We start from the raw sequence: 12467 nt of genomic DNA, 5'->3' as shown, positions 1-12467 counted from the left end.
CACACGGTATTGCAGATTGAATACCATTATTCGAGCGAGGTGCATTTGGTTAAGCTTGTATTTTGCAAGAATGGCTATACAGTAAAAATGTATATTTAAAGGAGGTAATATCATGAAAATAGCAAAATGGGGTAACAGTCCGTCGGCTAGCTTAGTTGAAATTCTGGCATTGCGTGAAGGTGATGATATTGAGATTGCCGTGGATGATCCGCGTACCTTCGCGGTGTGTGAGAAGCCTAGATCTGAGGTGTTGCTGGAGCGTCTTCGGACATTCCGCGGTAAGTTGCCGGCAGATTTCAAGTTCAGTAGAGATAAAGCGAATGCCGGGGGCTAAGTCTTGCGGTTTCATCGACAGCAGTGTGGCGCTGTACCTGCTGTCGCAGATTTGGTTAAGGCCGATGGTGCTGAGGCGTCATTACACCAAATTTATCATGCAGAAAATATCTACAAAGCGTCATTATCATCACCGTATGTCCGATCGATCTCTTGGGCAATAAATTCTTCGACGGATTGAACTTTGAGTGGGCCGTTGGGGCCATATTTGTAGATATTGCCAGCCAGACTGCTGACTAAGTACATGACATATGACATTCTATTGCGCTGCCCATTGCGTTCGGTACGAGCAACGCCATGCACATTAGCCCGAACATTCGGCATTAAATTTTCTGTCAGCACTTCGATCGAACTACCAAAGTTAATAATCAGGTGTCCCGGGACAGGATCAATAGCCAAAAGCTCATCATTTATGTAAGCCAGTAGGCCACGTTCAGTCGATCTTAGGATGGTTACCCATCCTAAATCCCGATGGAATTTAGAGCCTCGGGTGGCTTTCTCTGAGCGGAAGTGGTTAAACGATAACATCTGGTTTCCTCGCCCCTCTGAAACACCATCGGTGACGAGTTCCCAGTCACGACGAGGAATGCCAACATAAGTTAACACAGAGCGTAGTACACATATACCGACGTGTGCCATATGGTGACCTAGTGTCGTGATCTCTGACGGCATGAGGTTCCAGTGTTCCCGTTCGAGGCGAAATTGTTCCCATTGATCATGTTCTCTATCGAAATAACCTTCGTAACCATTGGAAAAAGTACATGATTTAAATCCTGTATAGGGTCGAAGGTCACCTTCTGCGGCGGGTTCAAAGAAGTGGTGTGCAAATCGATCGCCATATTCAAAATCCATATATGGTGGTGCTTTCAGGAGGAAAAAACCATCTCGGAGTGCTCGGTCAAAACCATCGTTGTCAGTAAAAATGAGATTATCTCCCTCTAGATAGGAACGCGCCATATCTGCTGATTTATATGTTTTTGAGACTTCGTTTTCCGATGGCATTGGTGGTAGTTTCACCGGAGTTCGCATTGTTGAGGATGTTGTCATAATGATCGTCCTTAGATGTGGTAAAAGAACTTTTGTTTATTCTTTTGTATCTCGGAAATGTATATTGCCAATATTATATGTGGTGCTTATTTTTATATTGTTTATTATAGTGTATTAATATATTTTTTCGTTATATTAAAGTCTGGGTAATTATATTGACAAGTTTATTTGTTAAAACGCTAAGTAACTATTCGGCAAAGTAATTGATATTGATAGTTAACTATCCTAGCTGACTTTTTGAATATTACAAGAATTTGATGGTTTATATATGAGAAATAATGGGGATATGAAGGGGCATAATAGAATCATGTTTTTTAATCTATTGTTAATATTAATATTTTATAAATTGCTTGGTTGGTTTTATTGCTTTTATTATTCATTGTTAAATGTGATAATTCATCAATGATATTTTTAATTAAATCTAGTAATTAATATTTTATCGTGATTATATTATTCTCTTGTGATGTTTATCGATTCGTTTTATTTCGAAAATAATAAGCTAAGGGTGATTCCACTAAACATGAATAGATGGCCCTAAGATAGAACCATCTATTATCTTGTTTCAACAATACTCAATAGAAAAATTTTTAAGCTTCATCAGAAAATTCATTGATATAAAGCGTTAACTCAATTCCTGGTTTTATATCTGTTGTTTTTATGCCATCGTTCCAGTTCATTAAATCCTTAATGTTGATACCGTGACGTTTAGCAATACTGGCAATTGAATCGCCTTGGCGTACACGGTAAATAATGGCATTGTCACTATTTACCCTCAATATTTGTCCAATTTTTAATAATCTGGCAGTTTTCAGATTATTCATGTGTTGTAATTCGCGGATGGAAATATTAAACCGCTTTGCAATAGCGGATAATGTATCGCCTGAACGCACTTTATATTGGCTTTGTTTACTCAATCGGCGGTTGTTTTTAGCAACTTCTTGACGAATATTGCTCAGAACTGTTTTATTTGCCAGCGAGTTTTTAAACTGGTCAACTTTTGCCTTTGGCAGCATGATGTAATGTGGACCGTTAGGCGATGTCATTCCTCGCTTATAGCCAGGGTTATAGGCTTTAATTGAAGTTAGAGACATACCCGCCAGTTCTGCGGCTTGAGACAGTGTGATTTGTTGACCGACATCAACTTGAGCAAGTGCTCGCTGGTTATTGGATTTTGGCAGCGTAATGCCATATTTATCGCTGTTGCGGATGACATCACTGAGCGCCAGAACTTTAGGCACATAGAGCGTAGTCTCCCGTGGTAGTGATAATGACCAGAAATCGGTTGGCTTACCTTTTATCTGGTTTTCTTTTATTGCGCGCATAACACGGCCTTCGCCGCTGTTATAAGCAGCAATAGTCAATAACCAGTCGCCGTTGAACATTTTATTCAGGCGTTGTAACAGATTCAGGGCAGCAGTTGTTGATGCGGCAACATCTCGGCGTGCGTCGTACCATTTATCCTGAGTAAGGCCGTAATTGCGCCCTGTATCCGGGACAATTTGCCACAGCCCGGCCGCCTTAGCGCGTGAGGTAGCATGCGGGTTAAAAGCACTCTCCACTATGGGTACCAGTACCAGTTCCATCGGCATGTCGCGTTGCTTGATCTGCCTGACTATCCAGTACATATACGGTTCAGCCCGTAAAGTTACATCGTGGAGATAGCTCTTGTTTTTTAGGTAATAATTTCGTTGTTCACGAACCCTGTAATTATCAGGGATTTTCATCTTCAACTCATCACGGATGTATCCCCACAGCTCACGCTGAGCGCCAGAATCACCCTCTCCCCAGTAGGCAGCAAACTGATTGCTATCATCAGTTGCTGCTATCTTGCCTGTCTTTAGACTCGTTGAAGACGAATTCTGTACCCGTTGTCCGGCTGTCGTCGACCAATCAGGCCCGGATTGACAGCCAACCAGCAAGACAGATGCGAACAGAATCGCTTTTGTCTTCATAATTAATTTTTATGGTTGCTTAAAAGACGACCAATAATACTTATCTTGGCTTGATATAGCAACTCTCTAAATCAGAATTGATCTTTTTGTCTTCTTAGTTGACGGAAAACGGCGGAAAGCGGTTGAGCGTTGGGGGTAATTCCAATATTCCTTTGTAAATCAATATCATCACATTTTAAGAAAATATTAATTTTTTTCTCGGTTTGTAATGTGGTTGGTACTGTTGGTTGATTGTTTTCCCTCATTTTGGTTACTTTTTGCTGATATTCGCTGATAGCATGATTGGGCAAAACAGCATGAGCGAATTTCATATTAGAAGCGGTATATTCATGGGCGCAACAGATCAGTGTGTCATCGGGCAGTTCAGCTATTTTGCTTAGAGATGCGTACATCTGCTCAGCGGTTCCTTCAAATAGGCGCCCGCAACCACCAGAGAACAAAGTATCCCCACAAAAGAGGTAAGGTGCTTGATAAAAAGCAATATGCCCCAGAGTATGGCCTGGAACGTCGATGATCTGGAAAGAAAAATGACCGAAATGGATGTTATCGCCGCCACGTACTATCATCGTCGCACCTTTGCTCTGGGTTTCTTTTGGGCCGTATACTGGTAGCTCAGGGAATCGATCAATAATTCCAGGAACGCCGCCAACATGATCGTGATGATGATGGGTAAGTAAAATTGCATCGGGTATCCAGCCGCGGGATTTTAAGGTATCAAGAACAGGTTGTGATTCTGTCGGATCAACGATTACAACATGTCTATTTTCGTCACAAAGTAACCAAATGTAATTATCCGAAAGGGCAGGAATGCTGATAAGCTCCATTGTATACCTCTTATTAACAGCGGGTTATAAGGAAAAGAAGCCATGAAATCTGCACATACAATACAGAACATAAATCCCCCGGCTTCTTGGGCTGATTTACCTTGGGGGGAGTATTACCGTGCCGCTTTGGAGCGTCAATTACAACCCTGGTGGCCGAAAATATTTGGTTTCCATCTGTTGAAAGTCGGTAATTTGAGCGCTGAAATTGATAGCAAGGAGTGTCCGATTTTTAATCAAATTAATGTGGGTAAGGAAGGCAAGAATATGCATGTGATTACTGATCCTTACCATTTACCGTTTGAAGAAAAGTCCGTCGATGCTTGTTTGCTAAGTCATATGCTGGCTTACAGCGCTGATCCCCATCGTCTTTTGCGGGAAGTTGACCGGGTGATGATTGATGATGGTTGGCTCATTATTAGTGGTTTTAATTCATTAAGTCTGCTTGGTTTGGGAAAATTAGTACCGGGATTATGGCGTCATCAACCCTATTGCAGCCGGATGTTTTCTCTGATGCGCCAACTTGATTGGTTGAGTTTGCTTAATTATGAAGTGGTGTACCGTGACAGTTTTCAAATATTGCCTTGGCGAAATGAAACGGGTTTTGTTAATCGGCACTTGTCTGTATTAGGTTGCGTCAGTCTGATTATTGCTCGCAAACGTACACTGCCATTAACATTAAACCAGATAAAAGTGACATTATTAAAACCTAAATTGGGCAGTGCCGTTGGTGTAACAAAATGTTACCGAAAGCGCGGTTAATCTCTATTTTCAAGATATCCAGCGTCGGTTTCTGTTGGTAAGTTTGCTGCGGCGCGGGCCAATTCATCACAACGTTCATTTTCATCATGTCCGGCGTGGCCTTTGACCCATTGCCAATCAATGTCATGGCGGTTAATGGCTTGATCAAGCCGTTGCCATAAATCGACATTACTGACAGGAGATTTATCTGCTTTACGCCAGCCGCGTTTTTTCCAGTTATGTATCCATTGTGTAATGCCTTGACGTACATACTGGCTGTCGGTGGTCAAGACAATTTTGCAAGGGCGAGTTAGCGTTTCCAGGCCAATAATTGCTGCCATGAGCTCCATTCTGTTGTTTGTTGTACGATAAAAACCTTCGCTAAGGGTTTTTTCGTGTTGTTGATAACGTAATAACACACCGTAACCTCCTGGCCCCGGATTGCCGAGACAAGATCCATCGGTGAAAATTTCTACCTGCTTGCTCATATCTGGTAGACTCTTCTTATTCAATTCAAAACCCTAAGTCTGACATAAAAAGGCATTATGAGCACGGCAATTACACGACAAGTTGTTCTTGATACCGAAACTACCGGTATGAATAAATTAGGTGTTCACTATGAAGGGCACAAAATTATTGAAATTGGGGCTGTGGAGGTTATTAACCGTCGTTTAACTGGACGCCATTTTCATGTCTATATTCAGCCGGATAGATTGGTCGATCCGGAAGCATTTGAAGTGCATGGGATCAGTGATGAATTTTTGCAGGATAAACCGCTGTTTGCTGATATTGCAGATGAGTTTATTGAATTTATTCGCGGCGCTGAATTGATCATCCATAACGCTCCCTTCGATATCGGCTTTATCGATTATGAGTTTGGCAAGCTGAATCGTGATATTTCGCCAACTGCGGATTTTTGCAAGATTACTGATAGCTTACAACTTGCGAGAGGGTTGTTTCCGGGGAAAAGAAATAACCTTGATGCGTTATGTGATCGTTATGATATAGACAACTCTAAACGAACCTTACATGGGGCGTTACTTGATGCCGAGATATTGGCTGATGTCTATTTGATAATGACCGGCGGTCAGACTTCTCTTACTTTTTCAATGGAAGGGGAAATTGCTGGCGGTGCGAATGTTTCTGAAATACAGCGTATTACCCGGCCTCAAACGGCATTAAAAGTTGTTTATGCAACGGATGAAGAGCTCGCCGCTCACGAATCTAGATTGGATTTAGTTGAGAAGAAAGGCGGGAGCTGTTTATGGCGTATAAGTTCTGGACAGAGTTAACATAAAATTGCGGATAAATCACCTTTCGGGGTGAAAAGTTGATCAAACGCGTCACTTTGTTATAAAAGATATTGACGGAATGATCTTGGATTCGTAATATTCACCTCGTTCTCAACCAGAACGCTGCGCGGTGCGGTAGTTCAGTCGGTTAGAATACCGGCCTGTCACGCCGGGGGTCGCGGGTTCGAGTCCCGTCCGCACCGCCAAAGATTCTGAAGCCCTGGGTAGTTGCCCGGGGCTTTTTGTTTATACTTATACCCGTTATCTTTCAAGTTGCCTCTTTGTTGGCTGCACTCACTCACCCCGGTCACAGAGTTATCTATGCTCCCGCGGATTCGCTCCCTTGCCGTCGCGATGCATCTTGAAATCCATTGGGTATGTATCATGTAGTAATCTCTCGATAGACAATATAAATGGTAATGAAATTGCATTGAAATAAGACATAGAGAGACTACCAGCTTTCTATACTGCTTGTTTCCTCAACCCTTATTAGAAATTTATTTTCTTTGCCAGGTTTATAGCGTGATGGCCAAATATCCGATGGATGTAAACCTAATTCAGTGGCGATTAATGCTTCTCCCTTTGGCCACGGACGATGTAATGCATTACTCAGCGTCGATGATGCTAAGCCGGCTTTGCGAGAAACGGCCGAAAGATTTGTTCCTTGTTTTCTCAGTGCTGCAATAATATCTGCCGGATGCCAGTCGTGAATATCCATAAATAATCTCCAGGTTTTAATTGTGAGAAAAACATTGATAATAGATAAATTATCAATGTTTTGCTGTTTGGTAGTAATTAGGTGCAGATTATCGATCAAGGTTAATTGAATGGGCTATCGGAAAGAATACTGAATAATATTATCGATTGTTTTATAACAGAGTATTCCATATATATTGGAAGTGTTTTTTCTGAATGTAAAGAGCATTATTATTATCCGTGAAAAATATTCTTATCTTAATAGCTTAAATAACTAATAGTTCCTTATGAGTACTTTTTTGCTATTTTTTAGACAATTTATTAACGGTGATGAATATTACATTTACATATAATGCAGAGAAATTCATTATCTTTTGCAAGCTACGACTTTGGGATTTTATTTCATAATGTACCCGTTATCTTTCAAGTTGCCTGCACTCGCTCACCCCGGTCACATAGTTAGCTATGTGACCGGTGATTATCTCCCTTGCCGTCGCGATGCATCTTAAAATCCATAGGGTATATAATCTAGTTGAGTCGTGGTATAACCAGTTTAATAGGTTCATATTTGGCTTTTATAATATTTTTGCCTTTATAATAACTTGAATCTAAAGTTCAGATTTATAAATACGGGAATAAAAATCTCTCTGGGATATAAAGGTGAAAGTTATTTATACGACAATACTCCTCAAATTGAGAATCAGAGTTCACTTTTAGTTTCTGATATGTTTTTTCTATCTGGTCTTTGACCGATTGATAAGGAATATTAAGTCTCTCACTGATTTCCTTTCTGCTATGTTTTGCCAGAAATAGGAAAATAATTTCCCATTCTTGTTGAGAAAATTGTTCTGAGGGAGAGCAAAACATAATGGAAGGCGGCAATTTTCCATTGAAAAATTCCTTTAAAGAAAGCGCTTCTGATTTCCGTCCATGAAAAATAATGCCAATACATTCATTATCTTCACTATAAAATGGGTATTTCTCGAAGAAATAGGAACAAAGGCGTTTTTCTTTGCCAAATCGATGTGTTTCTAACGAGCATATACTTTTTTCTAAACGCATGACTGTTCTGTCATGCCGTTGGAATTGCTCTTCAAAGATGGCCCCTTCCCAGGGTAATTCACAATCGAAACGTCCTTCGACGTTCAAGTCAAGCGGGATATCTTGTAGCATAACCATTGCGGTATTCTCATAAATAAAGCGAGTGCTTTTATCTTTAATACCCCAGGGGTCATGGCTATGTTTTATGGTGTTTATTATCTGCGCTGATATATTATTCGTTGTTTTCATCTGTTTTATTTACCACATTATATAAACATTTTACTGCCGGGTTTTAAAAATCTCTCAGGAACATAGAGATCAAAATCATTAAGGCGGCAATATTCATCTAATTGCTGACCAGAATTAATACCAATTTTCTTGTATATCCGTAGCATATGCGTTTCTACCGTGCGATAAGAAATATTCAGCATTCGCCCGATCTGTTTACTAGTGTATCTCTGTAAAAATAGAAAAATGACATCCCATTCCCGTTGAGTAAATAGCTCAGAAGGGGGCTGGAACATGATAGAAGCCGGGAGCTTACCATAAAAGAAGCGTGTCAGAGAATAGGCTTCGGCTTTCCAGGCATGGAAAATGACGCCGACACATTGATTATTCTCATTATAAAATGGAAATTTTTCGAAGAAGTAAGAAGAAAGTAATTTTTCTTTACCATATAAATGGGTTTCTAATGAGCATATTCTTTGTTCTGCTTGCATTACCGCTCTGTCATGGATCTGAAATTGTTCTGCAAAAGCGGCGCCTTCCCAAGGCAGATCATTGTCTAGACGTCCTTCTACATTAAAACCACGGGGAAGATCGCGCAACATAGCCATTGCTTTGTTTTCATAGACAAAACGAGAATGTTGATCTTTTATGCCCCAGGGTTCATGACTGCTTTCCATGAGATTAATAATTTGAGGCGATACGGTTAATTTTTTATAGCTCATAACATAATTCCTATTGTTATTGGAAAAATATCTGGGTCTTAGATTTGAATTAATGGGAATTTATAAACTTTGGCTGCCAATAGCGACGAACCTTTCTGGGATATATAGATCAAACTTATTTGCTTTGCAGAAGTCTTCTAATTCTATATGCAGCGGTAGATTAAATTTTTGGTAAATTGACTGAATATGATGAATAGCATCTTCTGTACTTATCATTAATTCTTCGCTGATACTTTCTTCGTCCAGTGAGCGAAGAGCTAAAAAAAGAACTTCCCATTCAGTTTGGGTCAGAATGTCATTAGGGGGGGTAAATTCCAAAGCGGCTGGAGATACTTTTTCATGATAGTAAGCAATAGAAAAATTTTGAGCTTTGGACATATGAAAAGTAATGCCGATGCAGTTCCCATTTTCATCACAAAGTGGGTATTTACTACAGCGATAGGTTTGCTTGATTTTATTTTCACCAAATAGATGAGTCTCAAGTGAAGTGACTGTATTCATGGTTTGCATCACTTTTTGGTCTTGGCGACAATATTCTTCTGTATACTCTGCAATAGATGAAGGCAATTCCCCTGTTGAAAGCCCCATAATTTCGAAATCTTCGGGCAGATTGAGCAGTTGGTAAAAAGCAGGATTTGCATATATAAATCTTGATTGGCGATCTTTTGCGCCCCAAGGTTCATTACTTTTTTCCCACATGTGAATTAATTGTGGAGTGATATTATTTGGTTCGTTTTTGATATTTGACATGAAAATGCCCTAGTTGTTAATTAAGTAGTCATCTGCGTGTCTATTTTATATGTTCTATTTAAAATAACCTGATTATATAATGGATTGCAATAATTAATTCGCCAAAAAATAATATTTTTTTATTTTATCTATGTTTGTTAATCAAATGGCTTATTATTTTGGGTAAAAATATCATAATATAAGAAAATATAACTGTAAATATTATTTCTCTTTAAATTATTTATTGGGTTATTGATGTCGAAATAACATTGGTTTTTGATTGGTGTTTTTTCTATATATTCACTGTTGATACATCAAATTATTAAGAGATTATTAGCATATAATTAGGATCAATATAAACACTCAATTTAGTTGCTGAAAATGGTCATAAATTGAGAATATGTCTCTGTTTAATGGGTTATTTTATCGCTTGATTTGTAACTAATATACCCAATGGATTTCAAGATACATCGCGACGGTCAAAGGAGCGAATCCCCGGGAGCATAGATAACTCTGTGACTGAGGTGAGTGAGTGCAGCCAACAAAGAGGCAACTTGAAAGATGACGGATATAGCTGTGTTTAATTCATTTACCCCTTTATATGCTCAATGAGTTTGTTTTATTACTCTGATGAGGCTGAAATTTATATAGAGACATAAGGCAAATCAAAGAATTGTCGTTCAGATGAAATTAAGATAGTTTTCTGGTATTTGGCGTTAAAGATTGCGGTTTGTGCGCTGTGCTGAGAAAATTATCCCCCTAAACGTTTTTATCCCACTTGGAGTAGAAAATGACCACTCGTAAAACCCTTGCTAATGCTATTCGCTTCCTGAGCATGGATGCTGTGCAGAAAGCAAAATCAGGGCACCCTGGCGCGCCTATGGGAATGGCTGATATCGCTGAAGTTTTATGGCGTGATTATTTGAATCATAACCCAACTGATCCACATTGGGTCGATCGTGACCGCTTTGTGTTGTCTAACGGTCATGGTTCTATGCTGATTTATAGCCTGTTGCATCTCACCGGTTATGATGTTTCAGTTGATGATCTGAAAAATTTCCGTCAATTACACTCTAAAACCCCAGGCCATCCTGAGTATGGTTATACTCCAGGCGTAGAAACTACGACCGGTCCTTTAGGGCAGGGGATCGCCAACGCAGTAGGTTTTGCGATTGCTGAACGTACTCTGGCCGCGCAATTTAACCGTCCTGGTCATGAGATCGTTGACCATAATACTTATGTCTTTATGGGTGATGGTTGCATGATGGAGGGCATTTCTCATGAAGTTTGCTCTCTGGCGGGTACTTTAAAGCTAGGCAAGTTGGTTGCTTTCTATGATGACAATGGCATCTCCATTGATGGTCATGTTGAAGGCTGGTTTACCGATGATACGGCAAGCCGTTTTGAAGCTTATGGCTGGCATGTGATTCGCGGTGTCGATGGCCATAATGCAGCTTCGGTCAAAGCTGCCATTGAAGAAGCACGTAAAGTTGCGGATAAACCTTCTCTGCTAATGTGCAAAACGATTATCGGTTTCGGCGCGCCGACCAAAGCGGGTACCCATGATTCTCATGGCGCGCCATTGGGTGATGCGGAAATTGCTGCGACTCGCGAAGCACTGGATTGGAATTATCCGGCATTTGAAATTCCAGCGGACATCTATTCTGAGTGGGATGCAAAAGAAGCTGGCAATGCGAAACAAGCCGCTTGGAATGAAAAATTCGCCGCCTATGAAAAAGCGTATCCTGAATTAGCTGCTGAATTCAAACGTCGTACCGGTGGTGAGTTGCCGGCGAACTGGGAAGCTGAATCAAAAGCATTTATCGAACAGTTGCAAAAAAATCCAGCCAATATTGCCAGCCGTAAAGCATCCCAGAATGCTTTGGAAGCTTTTGGCAAGGTGTTGCCTGAATTTATGGGAGGATCTGCTGATTTGGCGCCAAGTAACCTCACGATGTGGTCAGGTTCTAAGCCATTGAACGAAGATCAGGCCGGTAACTACATCCATTACGGCGTTCGTGAGTTTGGCATGTCAGCCATTATGAACGGTATCGCTCTACATGGTGGTTTTGTGCCTTATGGCGCAACTTTCCTGATGTTCGTTGAATATGCCCGTAACGCAGTGCGTATGGCGGCATTGATGAAGATTCGCAGCATCTTTGTTTACACCCATGACTCAATCGGTTTGGGTGAAGATGGTCCGACTCATCAGCCAGTCGAACAGCTTGCCAGTTTGCGTGTGACGCCAAATCTGAGCACATGGCGCCCATGTGACCAGGTGGAATCTGCGGTGGCGTGGAAATATGCTATCGAACGTAAAACTGGTCCATCAGCGCTGATTTTCTCTCGCCAGAATCTGGCACAGCAAGAACGTACTGCCGAGCAATTGGCTAATATTGAGAAAGGGGCTTACATCCTGAAAGATTGTCAGGGACAGCCAGAGCTGATTCTGATCGCAACCGGTTCAGAAATTGAGTTGGCGGTGAGCGCTTACCACCAATTGACTGAGGAAGGTCGTCAAGTGCGCGTCGTCTCCATGCCGTCTACTGATGCTTTTGATAAGCAGGATGCTGCATACCGAGAAGCGGTTCTACCTGCTGCGGTTTCTGCACGTGTTGCAATCGAAGCGAGTATCGCCGATTACTGGTTTAAATATGTCGGTATGAATGGCGCTATCGTTGGTATGGATACATTTGGTGAATCAGCACCGGCTGATCAACTGTTTAAAGCGTTTGGTTTCACTGTAGAGAATGTGGTCGCTAAGGCTAAATCTCTGCTGAAATAATGAGCTAATTCATAAATGAGCGCACCTGAGGTAAACATTGAGCGGGTGCGCTCTTTTTCTGCACGATGTTGTTATCGAAG

At 40.9% G+C, this 12467-nt stretch carries 12 protein-coding genes and 1 tRNA gene; 5 read left to right on the top strand and 8 right to left on the bottom strand.

Features of this window, described 5'->3' with window-relative positions; all coding sequences use genetic code 11:
• Positions 1 to 112 precede the first annotated feature (112 nt).
• Positions 113 to 334 (top strand): AbrB/MazE/SpoVT family DNA-binding domain-containing protein, encoded by a 222-nt coding sequence (locus V2H77_RS20125; RefSeq protein ID WP_341500234.1) that lies wholly within the window; start codon positions 113 to 115, stop codon positions 332 to 334.
• A gap of 110 nt (positions 335 to 444) precedes the next feature.
• On the opposite strand, the gene V2H77_RS20120 is transcribed toward V2H77_RS20125, so the two are convergent.
• The 3 genes from V2H77_RS20120 to gloB all read right to left on the bottom strand — a co-directional run bounded on the left by V2H77_RS20120 (position 445) and on the right by gloB (position 4156).
• Complete coding sequence (locus tag V2H77_RS20120) at positions 445 to 1380, bottom strand: 2OG-Fe(II) oxygenase family protein (protein WP_341500233.1); 936 nt, start codon at positions 1378 to 1380, stop codon at positions 445 to 447.
• A gap of 587 nt (positions 1381 to 1967) precedes the next feature.
• Positions 1968 to 3332 (bottom strand): murein transglycosylase D, encoded by a 1365-nt coding sequence (gene mltD, locus V2H77_RS20115; RefSeq protein ID WP_341500232.1) that lies wholly within the window; start codon positions 3330 to 3332, stop codon positions 1968 to 1970.
• Positions 3333 to 3403: 71 nt separating this feature from the next.
• Positions 3404 to 4156 carry a hydroxyacylglutathione hydrolase gene (gene gloB / locus V2H77_RS20110; protein ID WP_341500231.1) on the bottom strand — a complete coding sequence of 251 codons (753 nt, stop codon included), beginning with the start codon at positions 4154 to 4156 and terminating at the stop codon, positions 3404 to 3406.
• Between the two features lie 42 nt (positions 4157 to 4198).
• Here gloB and V2H77_RS20105 point away from each other — a divergent pair, with 42 nt between their 5' ends.
• Entirely contained in the window at positions 4199 to 4915 is a 717-nt protein-coding gene (locus V2H77_RS20105) for a class I SAM-dependent methyltransferase (protein ID WP_341500230.1), read from the top strand.
• Here the strand turns inward: V2H77_RS20105 and rnhA are convergent.
• A complete protein-coding gene (gene rnhA / locus V2H77_RS20100) occupies positions 4912 to 5382 on the bottom strand; it encodes a ribonuclease HI (protein WP_341500314.1) in 471 nt (156 codons plus the stop codon). The genes V2H77_RS20105 and rnhA overlap by 4 nt on opposite strands.
• Positions 5383 to 5439: 57 nt before the next feature.
• On the opposite strand from rnhA, the gene dnaQ reads away from it, so the two are divergent.
• A complete protein-coding gene (gene dnaQ, locus V2H77_RS20095) occupies positions 5440 to 6186 on the top strand; it encodes a DNA polymerase III subunit epsilon (RefSeq protein ID WP_088373514.1) in 747 nt (248 codons plus the stop codon).
• 129 nt (positions 6187 to 6315) lie between these two features.
• Positions 6316 to 6392 (top strand) — tRNA-Asp (locus V2H77_RS20090).
• 245 nt (positions 6393 to 6637) lie between these two features.
• Here the strand turns inward: V2H77_RS20090 and V2H77_RS20085 are convergent.
• The 4 genes from V2H77_RS20085 to V2H77_RS20070 form a co-directional block, all read right to left on the bottom strand.
• Positions 6638 to 6904 (bottom strand): helix-turn-helix domain-containing protein, encoded by a 267-nt coding sequence (locus tag V2H77_RS20085; protein WP_088373513.1) that lies wholly within the window; start codon positions 6902 to 6904, stop codon positions 6638 to 6640.
• Between the two features lie 599 nt (positions 6905 to 7503).
• Positions 7504 to 8172 carry a helix-turn-helix transcriptional regulator gene (locus V2H77_RS20080; protein ID WP_341500229.1) on the bottom strand — a complete coding sequence of 223 codons (669 nt, stop codon included), beginning with the start codon at positions 8170 to 8172 and terminating at the stop codon, positions 7504 to 7506.
• A 17-nt stretch (positions 8173 to 8189) separates the two neighbouring features.
• The gene (locus V2H77_RS20075; protein ID WP_341500228.1) at positions 8190 to 8873 is read right to left on the bottom strand and encodes a helix-turn-helix transcriptional regulator; all 684 of its coding nucleotides are present in this window, start codon (positions 8871 to 8873) and stop codon (positions 8190 to 8192) included.
• A 60-nt stretch (positions 8874 to 8933) separates the two neighbouring features.
• Entirely contained in the window at positions 8934 to 9623 is a 690-nt protein-coding gene (locus V2H77_RS20070) for a PAS domain-containing protein (protein ID WP_341500227.1), read from the bottom strand.
• A 769-nt stretch (positions 9624 to 10392) separates the two neighbouring features.
• On the opposite strand from V2H77_RS20070, the gene tkt reads away from it, so the two are divergent.
• Positions 10393 to 12387 carry a transketolase gene (gene tkt / locus V2H77_RS20065; RefSeq protein WP_341500226.1) on the top strand — a complete coding sequence of 665 codons (1995 nt, stop codon included), beginning with the start codon at positions 10393 to 10395 and terminating at the stop codon, positions 12385 to 12387.
• The last annotated feature ends 80 nt before the right edge of the window (positions 12388 to 12467 follow it).

Source organism: Photorhabdus sp. P32, from assembly GCF_038085095.1.
Taxonomy (GTDB): domain Bacteria; phylum Pseudomonadota; class Gammaproteobacteria; order Enterobacterales; family Enterobacteriaceae; genus Photorhabdus; species Photorhabdus luminescens.
The sequence above is the reverse complement of the archived record's forward strand: the minus strand, read 5'-3'. Positions and strand labels throughout refer to the sequence as shown.

What these genes read in the sequence shown, in the direction of transcription:
- V2H77_RS20125 (WP_341500234.1), top strand. Translation starts at nt 113, where the DNA reads ATGAAAATAGCAAAATGGGGTAACAGTCCGTCGGCTAGCTTAGTTGAA.
- V2H77_RS20120 (WP_341500233.1), bottom strand. Translation starts at nt 1,380, where the DNA reads ATGACAACATCCTCAACAATGCGAACTCCGGTGAAACTACCACCAATG.
- mltD (WP_341500232.1), bottom strand. Translation starts at nt 3,332, where the DNA reads ATGAAGACAAAAGCGATTCTGTTCGCATCTGTCTTGCTGGTTGGCTGT.
- gloB (WP_341500231.1), bottom strand. Translation starts at nt 4,156, where the DNA reads ATGGAGCTTATCAGCATTCCTGCCCTTTCGGATAATTACATTTGGTTA.
- V2H77_RS20105 (WP_341500230.1), top strand. Translation starts at nt 4,199, where the DNA reads ATGAAATCTGCACATACAATACAGAACATAAATCCCCCGGCTTCTTGG.
- rnhA (WP_341500314.1), bottom strand. Translation starts at nt 5,382, where the DNA reads ATGAGCAAGCAGGTAGAAATTTTCACCGATGGATCTTGTCTCGGCAAT.
- dnaQ (WP_088373514.1), top strand. Translation starts at nt 5,440, where the DNA reads ATGAGCACGGCAATTACACGACAAGTTGTTCTTGATACCGAAACTACC.
- V2H77_RS20085 (WP_088373513.1), bottom strand. Translation starts at nt 6,904, where the DNA reads ATGGATATTCACGACTGGCATCCGGCAGATATTATTGCAGCACTGAGA.
- V2H77_RS20080 (WP_341500229.1), bottom strand. Translation starts at nt 8,172, where the DNA reads ATGAAAACAACGAATAATATATCAGCGCAGATAATAAACACCATAAAA.
- V2H77_RS20075 (WP_341500228.1), bottom strand. Translation starts at nt 8,873, where the DNA reads ATGAGCTATAAAAAATTAACCGTATCGCCTCAAATTATTAATCTCATG.
- V2H77_RS20070 (WP_341500227.1), bottom strand. Translation starts at nt 9,623, where the DNA reads ATGTCAAATATCAAAAACGAACCAAATAATATCACTCCACAATTAATT.
- tkt (WP_341500226.1), top strand. Translation starts at nt 10,393, where the DNA reads ATGACCACTCGTAAAACCCTTGCTAATGCTATTCGCTTCCTGAGCATG.